The following is a 14,214-nucleotide window of genomic DNA, read 5'->3' as shown; positions in this document are numbered from 1 at the left end:
GCGTTCTCATCCCCTGCATGATCGACACAAGCGAGTACCTGGGCGAAGACGATAGCGTGGGCTTTACTCAAATGTATGGACGCGTCCCGGTTGTAGCCATTGGCTGACTGCCCACGGGCGCGTTTTTTGTCTGCAGCCTTTAGCGAGGATTGTGGTTCATGCGCATACTCTGGACGCTGCCCTACCTACCCTGGCCAACCACCAGCGGCAGCAAGACCCGGCAATACCACCTGCTGCGCGCCCTTGCGCAGCACGGGCACCGGATCACCTTGCTGGTGCAGTCGAAAGTCCCGCTGAACGATGCCACCCGCGAAACGCTGGAGCCACTGGTCGAGCGGCTGATCGTGCTACCCCGCCGGGCGCTGCACAGCCCGCTCAACCTGCTGGCCTCACCGATCATCGACTACCCCATGCGGGCAATCATCAATGGCTTGGCGCCCTGCCTGCGCCACCGCTTCGAGCAGTTGCTGGACGAGCCCTGGGATGTCATCCAGATCGAGCACAGCTACGGCTTCCAACCCTTCGAAAAAGCCCTGCAGGCCCGCGGCCTGCCCTACATGCTCAGCGAACACACACTCGAATCGGTGATGGGCGCCGCCTGCCATGATCGCCTGCCACTTTGGCTGCGCCCGCTCAATGCGTTCGACCGTTGGCGCTATCGTCGCTGGGAGCAACGCGTACTCTGCCAGCCCACCGAAGTGGTTGCGGTGAGCACCCATGACGCCGAACTGATAAGCCAGATCAGCGGGCGCCCAGTGAACGTAGTGGTCAACGGTGTGGATTGCGAGTATTACCAACAGGTATGTCCCGCACTGCACAGTCAGCGACTGCTGTTCGTCGGCAACTTCGAATACGGTGCGAACCTTGAGGCCATCGAATGGGCGCTGGAAGAAATCCTGCCGCAGGTGTGGATGAGCAACCCTGCGGTGCGCCTGGCCATAGCCGGGCATGCCATGCCGGCCTCATGGAAGCTGCACTGGAACGATCCCCGCATCGAATGGCTGGGTTATCGCCCTGACCTTCGCGAACTGCAGCGGCGCTCGGCGCTGTTCTTCGCCCCTCTGCGATACGCCGGCGGCTCCAAAGTCAAGATTCTCGAAGCCATGGCTGCCGGGCTGCCGGTGATCACCACCAGCAAGGGCGTTTCAGGCCTTGCCGTGAACAACGGCGAGCATTACCTGGGCAGCGATGACGGTGACCAGTTGGCACTGCTGATTACCCAACTGCTCAACCAACCCTGGCGCATGTGCCAACTGAGCGAGGCCGGCCGCCAGTTTGCCCGGCATCGTCATGACTGGAGCGTGGCGGCGCAGCAACTGGAGAACGTGCACATGCGCCTGACCCAGTCAGCGCCTGCCACCGCCCCGCAACCTATAGACCCGTGGCTAGGGCGATCAACCAAGTAGTTCGCTCAACGGTATGAACGGTACGCTGTCACCCTGCTGCGGCGTGCTGCCTTCGCGCACCTCCACCAAGCCCTCAGCCCAGGCGGCGCTGCGCAACACGCCTGAGCTCTGGTTCTTGTAGATGCGCACCCGGCCGTTGTCGATCCGCGCCCGCAGGTATTCGCGACGGGTTCCGGCCTTGGGCCAATCGAAACCCGCAGGCACGTCGAAACGTAGCGGAGTGACTTCGGCAACCCCTTGGCGGCGCAGCAAGTAAGGGCGCGTGAGCAGGCCGAAGGTCACCAGCGTCGACGCAGGGTTGCCTGGCAGGCCGATCACCGGCACACCTTGATAATGCCCGAATGTCAGCGGCTTGCCTGGCTTGATCGCCAGCTTCCACAAGGCCAGCTCGCCCGCCTCACGCAGCGCCGCGCCCAGGTAATCGGCCTCGCCCACGGAAACTCCCCCGGTGGACAGGATCAGGTCGACATCACCCAGGCTGGCCAGGCACTGGCGAGTCCGCACCAGGTCATCAGGCAGGATGCCCATGTCGCGCACTTCACAGCCCAGGCGTTGCAACCAACTGACCAGCAGGCGGCGGTTGCTGTTGTAGATCTGCCCTGGGCCCAGTGGCAAACCTGGCTCGACCAGCTCGTCGCCGGTGGACAACACTGCCACCCGTACCCGACGCACCACCTGCAGTTGAGCATGCCCCAAGGTTGCGGCCAACCCCAGTTCGATCGGGCCCAGGCGCGTTCCTGCGACCATCACCTGTTCGCCCTGGCGTGTTTCCTGGCCTTGGGGACGGACATTCTGCTCAGGCTTGATCGGTTCGAGGAAACGCACCCGGCCATCCTCCAGCACCTCGGTGTTTTCCTGCATCTCGACGCAGTCGGCACCGGCCGGCAGCGGGGCGCCGGTGAAGATCCGCGCGCACGTGCCGGGCTGCAACGGCTCGGGCGCGTGCCCGGCAAAAATGCGCTGGCTGACGGGCAACGGCTGGCCTTGGCAATCGGCCAGGCGCAGTGCGTAGCCATCCATGGCACTGTTGGGCCAGGGCGGCAGGTCGAGCGAGGCAACCAGGTCGGTCGCCAGCACCCGGCCTTCGGCCTCGGCCAGCGGGACGGTTTCGGTGTCCTTGATCGGCGCGGCCTCGGCCAAGGCCAGCAGGCGCTCCAGCGCTTCTTCCACCGGCATCAATGGCCGGGCCTGCGGCGCCTCAGCCACGGCTTTCACAAGCCGCTGCCTGCTTCAGGTGCGCAACGAAATTGCACGGGCGATGGCGGGCATCGAGCTGCTCGGCAAGGATACCGTCCCAGCCAGTGCGCACAGCATTGGTCGAGCCCGGCAGGCAGCACACCAGCGTGCCGTTGGCCAGGCCGGCCAAGGCGCGCGACTGAACGGTCGACGTGCCGATGTCGGCAACGGAGATCTGCCGGAACAGCTCGCCGAAGCCTTCCACTTGCTTGTCCAGCAGGCAGGCCACGGCCTCAGGCGTACTGTCGCGCCCCGTGAAGCCGGTGCCACCGGTAATCAACACGACCTGCACGCGGTCATCGGCGATCCAGGTGGCAACCTGGGCGCGGATCTTGTAGAGGTCGTCCTTGAGCAGCTTACGCTCAGCCAGCTGGTGGCCCGCCGCAGTCAGGCGGTCGACGAACATCTGCCCGGAGGTGTCGGTTTCAAAGGTACGGGTGTCGCTGACCGTCAGCACGGCAATATTCAGGGCCACGAAGGGGGTATCTGCCTTGGCTTTCATGAGTGTTCATCGCAGGGGAAAGGGATGGCCGCATTTATATCACAGGCTGCCCTGCGGCAACCTTGACAGACCCAGGTCAATACTCAGCGATTGGCGCTATGCTGCACTGTAGAAGGAACTTGCGCAGACGCCTTGCGTCTTAACGTCATCTAGCACCATCGCACTGGAGAAACACGATGATTAAACGGACCCTTCCCGCCTTTCTGCTCGCCCTGGGCCTGGGCGCCCTCGCTGGCTGCGCCTCGCCAACCGTGATCACCCTGAACGACGGTCGTGAGATCCAGGCTGTGGACACTCCGTCCTTTGACGAGGACTCTGGCTTCTACGAGTTCGAGCAACTTGATGGCAAGCGTACGCGCCTGAACAAAGACCAGGTTCGTACCGTCAAGGAGCTCTGATCGAGCGCCCTGTTTTGAGCCTAAGCCCTTTTAACAACAAGGGCTTGCGTTCGAAAAAACCATGCAGTAGGATTTCGTTCATCGGAGTGTAGCGCAGCCAGGTAGCGCGTCTCGTTCGGGACGAGAAGGCCGCAGGTTCGAATCCTGTCTCTCCGACCAAATCCTTCAAAAAGCCCGCCATTGTGCGGGCTTTTTGTCATGCGCGATAAGCACTACGCGGTAAGCCGCGAAGTGACCTCACCCAACTGCCCCGACAGCCCATGCAGGCGCTGGCCTGCCTGCTCGGTGTGCTGCACTGCCTCCTGGTTGGCTGTGGCGATGCGGGTAATCTCGACCAGGTTGCGCGAGATGTCCTCGGCCACGCTGGTCTGCTCTTCAGCGGCCGTGGCGATCTGCCGGTTCATGTCACGGATGGCCTCAACCGCCGTGGTGATGCGCTGCAGCATCTGCCCAGCCTGCTGCACCTGCTCGGCCCCCTCCTCGCTGCGCTGCTGCCCGCTTTCGATGGCCTTGACCGCGTCCAAGGCACCAGACTGTACCGCCTCGATGATCTGATGGATTTCGGCGATCGACGCCGCCGTGCGCTGAGCCAGGCTGCGCACCTCGTCGGCGACCACCGCAAAGCCGCGCCCGGCCTCACCCGCACGGGCCGCTTCGATGGCCGCATTGAGCGCCAGCAGGTTGGTCTGCTCGGCGATACCACGGATCACTTCCAGCACCTTGCCGATGCGCGAACTGTCAGTTTCAAGATCGCGGATTACCGCCGCAGTACCTGCGATCTCCCGGTTGACCACGCCAATGATGTCGATGGTCTGCTGCATTACCCGCTCGCCAGCCTGGGCACTGTGGTCGGCTTCATCGGCCGCGCGCGCGGCTTCGGCGGCGTGACGGGCAACCTCTTGAGCAGTGGCGGACATCTCGTGCATCGCCGTGGCCACCTGATCGGTACGCTGGAACTGGTCATGGGTACCGCGCGCCATGTCACCGGCGATGCTGCGCAGCTGGCCACTGGCGCCCTCCAGCTCTTGGGCATTGTCCTTGAGCCGGCCAACGGTTTCGGCAAGGAAATCACGCAAGGTATTGGCCGCCCGCGCAAGGCGGCCCAGTTCATCCTCGCGACGGCTGTCGACCCGAGCGCCAAAGCGGCCCTGGCTCAATTGCGCTACGTACTCGATCAACTGGCTGATCGGCTCGATCAGGCTACGGTTAACCCGCCACAGGCTGAGCAAACCGACCAGCAGTGCCGACCCGAGCATCACCAGCATACCCAGCCATACCGTGCGCTCGGCCCTGGCATTGATGCTGGCGGCGCGCTCACGGGCGTCGGCGCGCAACTGCTCGACCAACGCGCTCATCTGCTCGCTGGCAGCACGGTCGACACCTTTGACCGCCAGATCGCCGGCGACGGGGTCACCACCTGCGGCCAGAAACGCCTGGCGCCCCTGCGCGTAGGCCACACCCAATTGCCGATGGCTGTCACGCAGTTGCTGCAAAGGCTCCTTGAGCTTCTGATCACTGCTGTCGATCAGTTGCCCAAGCAACTGCTGAACCTGCTGTTCACGGGCCTGGAACTGCTGCCAGTACTTCTCCAGATCAGCCGGCTGGCGGCCGCGCAGCAGCACGTTCTTCCACTCCTGCACCTGGATCTTGAACTGCAGGTTGGCTTCGTCGATCGATTGCGAGGCCTGCAGTGGTCCATCGACCAGCGTGGCATAACTGCGCACGCTGGAGGACAGAAACTGGAAGCACACCAAGGCAATCAGCAGCATCGCCGCCAGGCTGCCGCCGAGCAGGGTAAGAATTTGTACTCTGAGGGATTTACGCAACATCGCAGATCTCGGGAACAAGGAATGAGGAAACAACGCGCCGCTGGCAGCGCCGCCACAGACATCCATGTCCTCGTTCGCAGGCCAAAAAAAAGCTGCCATCAATCGATAGCAGCCAGGTCGAGCACTTACGCAACAGTTGAAGGGATAGTCTCAAGCAATTGCTACAAAAATGTTACAAGCCTTCGATGCGTCAACCTGCGTTGAACTGCAGCGAGGCCAGCCTGGCGTACAGCGGGCTCTTTTCGATCAGTTCACGGTGGGTGCCCACCGCCACCAGGCGCCCCTTGTCGATGACCGCGATGCGGTCGGCATGCTGCACCGTGGCCAGGCGATGGGCGATGACCAGCGTAGTGCGGCCCGCCATCAGGCTCGGCAGCGCCTGCTGGATCAAGTGCTCGCTCTGCGCATCGAGGGCGCTGGTGGCTTCGTCGAGCAGCAGGATCGGCGCATCCACCAGCAACGCCCGCGCAATCGCCAGACGTTGCCGCTGCCCGCCCGACAGGCCAATACCACCCTCGCCCAGCGGTGTCTGGTAACCCTGCGGCAGTTGCCGGATGAACTCATCGGCATGTGCGCCACGCGCCGCCGCTTCGACCTCGGCCAGGCTCGCCTGCGGGCGCCCATAGCGGATATTGGCCTCGACCGTACCGCGGAACAGTGAGGGGTTCTGCGCTACCAGGGCGAACTGGCGGCGTAGTTCGCCCAACGCCAGGCTGGTGATTGGCTGGTTATCCAGAAGGATGCCCCCCTGCTGGGGGTCGTAGAAGCGCAGCAGCAAGTCGAACAATGTCGATTTGCCCGCGCCGGATGGCCCCACCAGCGCCACGGTCTGGCCTGGCTCGATGACCAGGCTCAGGTTGTCGATGGCGGCAACCGATGGCCTGGAAGGGTAAGCAAATACCAGGTTCTTGAGCTCGATACGCCCACCAGCGCGCTGGCGATGCAGCGCAAACGGCTGCTCGGCCTCTAGAATGCTGCTACGCGCCGCCAGCAGTTCGGCGATACGCTCGGCCGCGCCGGCGGCGCGCTGTAGTTCGCCGATGACTTCGCTCAAAGTACCGAAGGCACTACCGACGATCAGGCTGTAGAACACGAAGGCTGCCAGTTCGCCTGCGGAGATGCGCCCGGCGATCACATCCATGCCGCCGACCCACAACATCACCCCCACCGCGCCCAGCACCAGCACGATGACCAGGGTGATCAACCAGGCCCGCTGCGCGATACGCTGGCGCGCCACGGCGAAGGCCGCCTCTACCGTTCCAGCGAACAGTTGGCGGTCTAATGCCTGGTGATTGTAGGCCTGCACGGTCTTGATCTGCCCCAGCGTCTCGGCCACATAGCTGCCCACATCCGCCACCCGGTCCTGGCTCTGGCGCGACAGGCTGCGCACGCGCCGGCCAAACAGCAGGATCGGCGCCAGTACCAAAGGCATGGCCACCACGACGATACTGGTGAGTTTGGGGTTGGTGATGAAAAGCAGCACGACACCGCCGATCACCATCAGGGCGTTGCGCAGGAACATCGACAGTGATGAGCCGATGACCGCCTGCAGCAATGTGGTATCGGCGGTCAGCCGGGACTGGATTTCCGAGCTGCGGTTGTCTTCGAAAAAGCCAGGGTGCAGCCCTATCAGGTGATCGAATACGGCGCGGCGAATATCGGCCACGCACCGCTCACCGATCCAGGAAACCAGATAGAAGCGGCTGAATGTCCCTATCGCCAACGCCAGCACCAACAGCAGGAACAGGCCGATGGTCTGATTGAGCTGGTGCGCCGAACGGGTCATGAACCCCTGGTCCACCAACAGGCGAATGCCTTGCCCCATGGACAATGTAATGCCGGCGGTCACTACCAGAGCCAGCAACGCCAACAGCGCTTGGCGACGGTATGGGCGCATGAATTGCCAGCAGAGAAACAAGGCGCGACGCTGACGTGAAGAAACCGGTTCGGGCATGGCGATGGACCACAATGTCAATGAAGCAGCAGCCTACCACTCATCCAGCATGGCGGTGGCTATAGCCCATCGTTCTAAAACGCCTCTGGAGGTTTGCCGCACTTTCTGGTGGACTGTAGCTGTCGTGACCTCCAAGAGCCGCTGTCACAGGCCAGTCACGGCACAGGTTTACCTTGATATTGGACCTGATGAGGAGACTGTAGATGAGCGTGCAGCATGGCAGCGACACCCAGAAGCCCCAGAGCACCCCACAACCGAAGGTCTGCGGATCGATGATCGATGCCCAGGGCCGTGAAGTACCGATCACCGAGCAAATGATCCAGCAGGCCTGCAAGGACCTCGAGGAAAGCCGGGTGAAGAAGGTGCGCAAGGGCTGAATGAAGAATTGCTTGAAACCCGGCGCTGGCGCCGGGTTTTTATTAGCCCGGAATGTTCTGCCTGCTCGTCAAACGACCACTGCACCCAAGGCATTGACCATCTGCACCAACTGCGGAGCCTCGCCCCGCAACCGCACCGCTAACCCTTCGATTTCACGGCGTGGCGGATACTGTTTGCGCAACAAGTCGAACGCCGCGCGCTGCTCGGCCGCATCGTCGCTCAGGCTGCGACGGAAATCGGCATCGTCGCGGCGCGGGTCATACACCGCCCGGCACAACGTCGCCAAGGCCCAGCCAAGGTCAGCTTCGCCATCGAACTCGATCTGTGCCAGTGGCGGTTTGGGCAGCAGATCCTGCAACTGCACGCGCTCTGCCTCACCCAGGAAGCGGCACAATGCCTGATAGATCTGCGCCGTACCGCGCTGGCGGCCATCCAGGCTGTAGCCGGCGATGTGCGGCGTAGCCAGGGTGCAGAGGTCGGCCAGTTGCAGGTCGACCTGCGGCTCGCCCTCCCATACATCGAGCACAGCGTGCACGTCTTCACGGTCCAACAGCAACTCACGGAGGGCGACGTTATCCACCACCGGCCCACGGCTGGCGTTGATCAGCCATGCGCCAGGGCGCAGCTGTGCGAGCTGCGCTTGGCCCAGCAGGTGCCAGGTCGGGTGCTCGCCGCCACGCTGCAATGGGGTATGCAGGCTGATCACATCGCATTGTTCGAGCACAGTTTGCAGGCTGACGAAATCGCCCCCCTCAGCCGCCTGGCGCAACGGGTCGCAGACCAGCACTTTCCAGCCCATGCCGTGCAACACGCGCACCAGCCGGCCACCGACCTCCCCTGCACCCACCACGCCGTAGGTGCGCTGGGGCAGCGCTGCACCGTCCAGGTCGGCGAGGGTCAGCAGGCTGCCCAGCACGTAGTCGACCACACCGCGGGCGTTGCAGCCCGGCGCGCTGCTCCAGTGGATGCCGGCTTGGGCAAAGTACTCCAGGTCCAGGTGATCGGTGCCGATGGTGCAGGTACCGACAAAGCGCACCTTGCTGCCTTCGAGCAATTGCCGGTCGACCTTGGTCACCGAGCGCACCAGCAGCACATCAGCCTCTTTGACGCTGGCGGCGTCCATGCTCCTGCCAGGGTAACGGCGGATCTCGCCGAAACCTTCGAAGAAGGCATCGAGCAGCGGGATATTCTCGTCGGCAACTATCAGCATGGCGCTCTCCTGTCTGGGGAACGCAGTGTAGGTGCTATGCCCGGCACGATCCAGCGTGGATCAGTCGGCTTTCTTGCGAATCCAGTACAGGTAGGTACCGGCCTCTTCCTGCTGCTGCAGCAGTTCGTGGCCAAGGAAGTTGCAGAACTTGGGAATGTCGCGCCGGGTCGAGGGATCCGTAGCGATGACCTTGAGCAGGCCGCCGGCGGCCAGATTGCGCACGTGGGTGTGCAGCATCATCACCGGTTCTGGGCAGTTCAGGCCGGTGGCATCAAGAATGGCGTCGGGGGTGAAGTCAGTCATGGGGTGCTCCGCAAATGATCGCTATTGTGGCGCATAGCGTGGCGCGGACCAATAGTCACCTGCACGCCCGGCGCCGCAAGCACAGCTTGCTTTGCCTTTGCTTTTGCTTTTGCTTTTGCTTTTGCTTCTAAGTGCGCGGTATGCCAGGCACCGCCGATTGCGACTTCAGGAGGCCGAGCGCAGGTCTTGCGAAGGGAGGTGACGGGCATGGATGCCCGTCAAGCGCTTCGGCCCATGGATGGGCCGTGAGCGCGGTCCTCCCGGGAGCAAGGCCGGAGCGAGGGAACCCCGAAGCGTAGCGTAGGGGCCGGATGATAGGAGCCAGCCTTTTTTGGTTACTTTTTGGGGCGTTTGCCAAAAAGTGACCCGCCGTAAGGGCGGAAAGGTGGGTGAGCGTCGCTACAGCAAATGGATATGCCCGGATGAATGAACCCCCCCGCATGAGCTTTGGCTTCTGGCTTCTGGCTTCTGGCTTCTGGCTTTCAGCTAGCGTGAATATCCATTTGCCGTGGCGGCGCTCACTCACCTTTCCGCCCTTACGGCGGGTCCCTTTTTGTCTTGGCAAAAAGGAACCAAAAACCGCCCGCTCCCATCATCCGGCCCCTACGCTACGCTCCGGGGTTCCCTCGCTCCGGCCTTGCTCCCGGGAGGACCGCGCTGACGGCCCATCCATGGGCCGCAGCGCTTGACGGGCATCCATGCCCGTCACCTCCCTTCGCAAGACCTGCGCTCGGCCTCCTGAAGTCGCAATCTGCGGCGTCTGAACTATCGCGCGCTTAAAAGCAAAAGCAAGGCAACGGCAACGGCAACGGCAACGGCAACGGCAACGGCAACGGCAACGGCAACGGCTTACTTTCGTGGTTTCAGGTCCAGCCTGCGCAGATGGCACGTCACTTCCTCGCGGTCGTGATACAGCTGCTTGCAGGCAATCGACACCTTGACCTTGCGCGCCTTGAAGGTCGCCTCCATGCGGTCCAGTAAGCGACGCACCTCGGCATATCGCTGCTTCATCGGCAACTTAAGGTTGACCACCGCCTCCCGGCACAAGCCCTCCCCCAACCAAGTCTCGATCAACGAAGTGGTGCGCGCCGGCTTCTCGACGATATCGCAGACCATCCAGTCCACCGGTTGCTTGGGCTGCCAAGTGAAGCCGTCGGCCATCAGGTGCTGAACCAGCCCGGTGTCCATCAAACTCTCTGCCATCGGCCCATTGTCGATAGCAGTGACCAGCATGCCACGGCGCACCAGTTGGTAAGTCCAGCCACCCGGCGATGCCCCAAGGTCCACCCCGGTCATGTCATCGCCCAGCCGCTGCTCCCACTGCTCCCGTGGAATGAACTGGTGCCAGGCCTCTTCAAGCTTCAAGGTCGAGCGGCTCGGCGCTTCACGCGGGAATTTCAAGCGAGGAATTCCCATCGGCCACAGCGCACTGTTGTTCGCCTCGGCAACGCCAACGAATACCCGACGACCACTGATGAAGGTCAGCAACAGGCGAGGCAGGCTGGCGTTATCGACCAAGCGGCCGGCTTTTTCCAAAGCCTTGCGCAGCGGCACCTCGAACTTGCGACAGAACGTCGACAGCTCCTTACCGTCGTTGCTGTCCAGCACCTCCAGCCACAGGCTGCCAAACACCGGCAGTGTTGCCAGATGCTCGAGCAACACGCTGATCCGATCGGTCTCAGGCAGTTCGATGTAGCCGCCACGCGCCCACTGGCGCGGGAAGATCAGTTGGGCAAAGCGCAGCTGCGCCATCAACCGTTCGGCACCTTCGGCTTCGGCGCAGACAAACTCGGCGCAGGCGCTCTGCGGCTTGCCTTTGGCATAACCGGCAACCCCCAGGCGGGCAGCGTGTTCGCTGATCTCGGCGCAGACCTCGCCCTCGAACCCGGGCCGGCAATGCATGAACAGGGTATTCATCTCTCACTCCACTACGGCTGGCGCACCACAGGCGCCGGCAGGGCGGCGATGATAAAGGAAGATCGGAACCTGCGACATGCCCCGCCGGTCCAGAATAGGGTCAGGGCAGACAAACCGGTCTAACCTGACTCTTCAGCCAGGTCCGTACCGTGCGGGCCGAAACAGAGCGGTGACACCGGCATCATCCAGCCAATGCCGGGCACCGGTGCATAAGGAGTTGGCAATGCCCTCGCTCGATAGCCTGAAAACCCTCAAGACCCTCAAGGTGGCCGACCAGACCTACCATTACTTCAGCCTTACCGAGGCTGCACGACAACTAGGCGACCTGCAGCGCCTGCCCATGTCGCTCAAGGTACTGCTGGAAAACCTGCTGCGCTGGGAAGATGGCGAGACGGTCAGCAGCGACGACCTGCGCGCCCTCGCCGACTGGCTGCAAGACCGCCGTTCCGATCGCGAGATCCAATACCGCCCGGCGCGGGTATTGATGCAGGATTTCACCGGCGTACCGGCGGTAGTCGACCTGGCGGCCATGCGCGCTGCCATGGCCAAGGCCGGGGGCGACCCCCAGCGGATCAACCCGCTGTCGCCCGTGGACCTGGTGATCGACCACTCGGTGATGGTCGACCGCTACGCCACCCCCCAGGCGTTCGGTGAAAACGTCGACATCGAAATGCAGCGTAATGGCGAACGATATGCCTTCCTGCGCTGGGGCCAGAGCGCGTTCGACAACTTCCGCGTAGTGCCGCCGGGCACCGGCATCTGCCACCAGGTCAACCTGGAGTACCTGGGCCGCACGGTATGGACCCGTGAGGCCGATGGGCGCACCTATGCGTTCCCCGACACCTTGGTCGGCACCGATTCGCACACCACCATGATCAACAGCCTGGGCGTGCTCGGCTGGGGCGTTGGCGGGATCGAAGCGGAAGCTGCCATGCTCGGCCAGCCGGTGTCGATGCTGATCCCGGAAGTGATCGGTTTCAAGCTTACCGGCAAGCTGCGCGAAGGCATCACCGCCACCGACCTCGTACTCACCGTGACACAGATGCTGCGCAAGAAAGGCGTGGTCGGCAAGTTCGTCGAGTTCTACGGTGATGGCCTGGCCGACCTGCCCTTGGCCGACCGCGCCACCATCGCCAACATGGCACCGGAATACGGCGCGACCTGTGGCTTCTTCCCGGTCGATGAGGTCACCTTGGACTACTTGCGCCTTTCGGGCAGACCGCAGCAGACGGTGCAACTGGTCGAACAGTACTGCAAGGCACAGGGCCTGTGGCGCCTGCCGGGGCAGGAACCGCTGTTCAGCGATACCCTGGCCTTGGACATGGGCGAAGTCGAAGCTAGCCTGGCCGGGCCAAAACGCCCCCAGGACCGCGTTGCGCTCGGCCAAGTCAGCCAGGCGTTCGACCACTTCATCGAACTGCAGCCCAAACCCCTGGCCAAAGAGGTCGGCCGCCTGGAAAGCGAAGGCGGTGGTGGTGTGGCAGTGGGCAATGCCGACCAGGCCGGCGAGATCGACTACAGCCACCAAGGCCAGACCTATACCCTGCGCGATGGTGCCGTGGTAATCGCCGCAATTACCTCCTGCACCAACACCTCCAACCCCAGTGTGATGATGGCGGCCGGCCTGGTGGCGAAAAAGGCCCTGGAGAAAGGGCTGCAGCGCAAGCCATGGGTAAAAAGCTCGCTGGCGCCCGGCTCCAAAGTGGTCACCGATTATTACAATGCCGCCGGGCTCACTCCTTACCTCGACCAACTGGGTTTCGACCTGGTCGGCTACGGCTGTACCACCTGCATCGGCAACTCCGGTCCACTGGACGAAGCCATCGAGACCGCCATCGGCAGCGCCGACCTGACCGTCGCCTCGGTACTGTCAGGCAACCGCAACTTCGAAGGCCGGGTGCACCCGCTGGTCAAGACCAACTGGCTGGCCTCGCCGCCACTGGTGGTGGCCTACGCCCTGGCCGGCAGCGTTCGCCTGGACCTTACCCGTGACCCGCTGGGCACCGGCAAGGACGGGCAGCCGGTGTACCTGCGTGACATCTGGCCCAGCCAGCAGGAAATCGCCGACGCCGTGGCCAAGGTCGACACGGCGATGTTCCACAAGGAGTACGCCGAGGTATTCGCCGGTGACGCCCAGTGGCAAGCCATCGAAGTGCCGCAGGCGGCCACTTACGTGTGGCAGGACGACTCCACCTACATCCAGCACCCTCCCTTCTTCGACGGCATTGGCGGCCCATTGCCGGTGATCGAGAACATCCAGGGTGCGCGCATTCTCGCCCTGCTTGGCGATTCGGTGACTACCGACCACATTTCCCCGGCCGGCAACATCAAGGCCGACAGCCCGGCCGGGCGCTACCTGCGCGAAAAAGGCGTCGAACCTCACGACTTCAACTCATACGGTTCACGGCGGGGCAACCATGAGGTGATGATGCGTGGCACCTTCGCCAACATCCGCATCCGCAACGAGATGCTCGCCGGTGAAGAAGGCGGCAACACGTTGTACGTGCCCACTGGGGAAAAGCTCTCGATCTACGACGCGGCCATGCGCTACCAGGCTGAAGGCACGCCGCTGGTGGTGATCGCCGGCCAGGAATATGGCACCGGCTCCAGCCGCGACTGGGCAGCCAAAGGCACCAACCTGCTGGGGGTCAAGGCGGTACTGGCGGAGAGTTTCGAGCGCATCCACCGCTCCAACCTGGTCGGCATGGGCGTACTGCCGTTGCAGTTCAAAGCCGGGCACGATCGCAAGCAACTGGGGCTCACCGGCAAAGAGCGAATCGACGTACTGGGGTTGGCCGGGGTTCAGTTGAAGCCAGGCATGAGCCTGCAACTGCGCATCACCCGTGAGGACGGGCAGCAGCAAGACATTGAGGTACTGTGCCGGATCGATACGGTCAATGAAGTGGAATACTTCAAAGCCGGCGGGATTTTGCACTATGTGTTGAGGCAGTTGATCGCCAGCTGAAAGCCAGCTGACCGGGGCGCAAAAGCGCCCCTTTTTTGTGCCGGAGGCTGGCTCTTGGCCAGCCAATGAGTCATGATTTGACCTGCACGTCACTCCCTGCAATAAACCTGCAATAG

Annotated in this window: 11 protein-coding genes, 1 tRNA gene and 1 pseudogene; 5 read left to right on the top strand and 8 right to left on the bottom strand. The window is 63.0% G+C overall.

Annotated elements, in window-relative coordinates:
- Window positions 1-158 precede the first annotated feature (158 nt).
- The gene (locus ACMGF5_RS16905) at window positions 159-1,406 is read left to right on the top strand and encodes a glycosyltransferase family 4 protein (protein WP_115275415.1); all 1,248 of its coding nucleotides are present in this window, start codon (window positions 159-161) and stop codon (window positions 1,404-1,406) included.
- Here the strand turns inward: ACMGF5_RS16905 and glp are convergent.
- Together glp and moaB are read right to left on the bottom strand one after the other, a co-directional pair.
- Window positions 1,395-2,621 (bottom strand): gephyrin-like molybdotransferase Glp, encoded by a 1,227-nt coding sequence (gene glp, locus ACMGF5_RS16900; protein WP_080952126.1) that lies wholly within the window; start codon window positions 2,619-2,621, stop codon window positions 1,395-1,397. The two genes, ACMGF5_RS16905 and glp, sit on opposite strands and share 12 nt — an antisense overlap.
- Window positions 2,605-3,144 (bottom strand): molybdenum cofactor biosynthesis protein B, encoded by a 540-nt coding sequence (gene moaB / locus ACMGF5_RS16895; protein ID WP_039604205.1) that lies wholly within the window; start codon window positions 3,142-3,144, stop codon window positions 2,605-2,607. The genes glp and moaB overlap by 17 nt, the downstream gene beginning before the upstream one ends.
- A 176-nt stretch (window positions 3,145-3,320) precedes the next feature.
- Here moaB and ACMGF5_RS16890 point away from each other — a divergent pair, with 176 nt between their 5' ends.
- On the top strand, window positions 3,321-3,542 hold the full coding sequence (locus ACMGF5_RS16890) for a YgdI/YgdR family lipoprotein (protein ID WP_046786473.1): 222 nt from the start codon (window positions 3,321-3,323) through the stop codon (window positions 3,540-3,542).
- An 82-nt stretch (window positions 3,543-3,624) separates the two neighbouring features.
- Window positions 3,625-3,701, top strand: a tRNA-Pro gene (locus ACMGF5_RS16885).
- 53 nt (window positions 3,702-3,754) lie between these two features.
- On the opposite strand, the gene ACMGF5_RS16880 is transcribed toward ACMGF5_RS16885, so the two are convergent.
- From ACMGF5_RS16880 to ACMGF5_RS16870, 3 genes and pseudogenes are all read right to left on the bottom strand, one after another.
- Window positions 3,755-4,468: a methyl-accepting chemotaxis protein gene (locus tag ACMGF5_RS16880; RefSeq protein WP_414157863.1), complete on the bottom strand. Its 714-nt coding sequence runs from the start codon at window positions 4,466-4,468 to the stop codon at window positions 3,755-3,757.
- Window positions 4,469-4,639: 171 nt separating this feature from the next.
- Window positions 4,640-4,798, bottom strand: a pseudogene (locus ACMGF5_RS16875) (HAMP domain-containing protein); the annotation flags it as partial.
- 763 nt (window positions 4,799-5,561) lie between these two features.
- Window positions 5,562-7,325 carry an ABC transporter transmembrane domain-containing protein gene (locus ACMGF5_RS16870; RefSeq protein WP_414156989.1) on the bottom strand — a complete coding sequence of 588 codons (1,764 nt, stop codon included), beginning with the start codon at window positions 7,323-7,325 and terminating at the stop codon, window positions 5,562-5,564.
- Window positions 7,326-7,528: 203 nt separating this feature from the next.
- Between ACMGF5_RS16870 and ACMGF5_RS16865 the strand changes: the two genes are divergently transcribed.
- Window positions 7,529-7,702, top strand: coding sequence for a PA1571 family protein (locus ACMGF5_RS16865; RefSeq protein ID WP_414156988.1), 174 nt, complete (start codon window positions 7,529-7,531; stop codon window positions 7,700-7,702).
- 68 nt (window positions 7,703-7,770) lie between these two features.
- Here the strand turns inward: ACMGF5_RS16865 and pdxB are convergent, their stop codons facing one another.
- The 3 genes from pdxB to rlmM form a co-directional block, all read right to left on the bottom strand.
- Window positions 7,771-8,913, bottom strand: a complete 1,143-nt coding sequence (gene pdxB / locus ACMGF5_RS16860; protein ID WP_414156987.1) for a 4-phosphoerythronate dehydrogenase PdxB — start codon at window positions 8,911-8,913, stop codon at window positions 7,771-7,773.
- Between the two features lie 60 nt (window positions 8,914-8,973).
- On the bottom strand, window positions 8,974-9,216 hold the full coding sequence (gene tusA, locus ACMGF5_RS16855) for a sulfurtransferase TusA (protein ID WP_012313540.1): 243 nt from the start codon (window positions 9,214-9,216) through the stop codon (window positions 8,974-8,976).
- An 849-nt stretch (window positions 9,217-10,065) separates the two neighbouring features.
- The gene (gene rlmM / locus ACMGF5_RS16850; protein ID WP_046786477.1) at window positions 10,066-11,133 is read right to left on the bottom strand and encodes a 23S rRNA (cytidine(2498)-2'-O)-methyltransferase RlmM; all 1,068 of its coding nucleotides are present in this window, start codon (window positions 11,131-11,133) and stop codon (window positions 10,066-10,068) included.
- 223 nt (window positions 11,134-11,356) lie between these two features.
- Between rlmM and acnA the strand changes: the two genes are divergently transcribed.
- A complete protein-coding gene (gene acnA, locus ACMGF5_RS16845; protein WP_414156986.1) occupies window positions 11,357-14,098 on the top strand; it encodes an aconitate hydratase AcnA in 2,742 nt (913 codons plus the stop codon).
- Window positions 14,099-14,214 lie beyond the last annotated feature (116 nt).

This window comes from Pseudomonas sp. BNK-15 (genome assembly GCF_047456105.1).
In the GTDB taxonomy this organism is placed as follows: Bacteria; Pseudomonadota; Gammaproteobacteria; order Pseudomonadales; family Pseudomonadaceae; genus Aquipseudomonas; species Aquipseudomonas putida_E.
The sequence above is the reverse complement of the archived record's forward strand: the minus strand, read 5'-3'. Positions and strand labels throughout refer to the sequence as shown.

Excerpts from the sequence above, each read along its gene's own strand:
- tusA (WP_012313540.1), bottom strand. The coding sequence starts at position 9,216 with ATGACTGACTTCACCCCCGACGCCATTCTTGATGCCACCGGCCTGAAC.
- ACMGF5_RS16890 (WP_046786473.1), top strand. The coding sequence starts at position 3,321 with ATGATTAAACGGACCCTTCCCGCCTTTCTGCTCGCCCTGGGCCTGGGC.
- pdxB (WP_414156987.1), bottom strand. The coding sequence starts at position 8,913 with ATGCTGATAGTTGCCGACGAGAATATCCCGCTGCTCGATGCCTTCTTC.
- ACMGF5_RS16880 (WP_414157863.1), bottom strand. The coding sequence starts at position 4,468 with ATGCACGAGATGTCCGCCACTGCTCAAGAGGTTGCCCGTCACGCCGCC.
- ACMGF5_RS16905 (WP_115275415.1), top strand. The coding sequence starts at position 159 with ATGCGCATACTCTGGACGCTGCCCTACCTACCCTGGCCAACCACCAGC.
- acnA (WP_414156986.1), top strand. The coding sequence starts at position 11,357 with ATGCCCTCGCTCGATAGCCTGAAAACCCTCAAGACCCTCAAGGTGGCC.
- moaB (WP_039604205.1), bottom strand. The coding sequence starts at position 3,144 with ATGAAAGCCAAGGCAGATACCCCCTTCGTGGCCCTGAATATTGCCGTG.
- rlmM (WP_046786477.1), bottom strand. The coding sequence starts at position 11,133 with ATGAATACCCTGTTCATGCATTGCCGGCCCGGGTTCGAGGGCGAGGTC.
- ACMGF5_RS16865 (WP_414156988.1), top strand. The coding sequence starts at position 7,529 with ATGAGCGTGCAGCATGGCAGCGACACCCAGAAGCCCCAGAGCACCCCA.
- ACMGF5_RS16870 (WP_414156989.1), bottom strand. The coding sequence starts at position 7,325 with ATGCCCGAACCGGTTTCTTCACGTCAGCGTCGCGCCTTGTTTCTCTGC.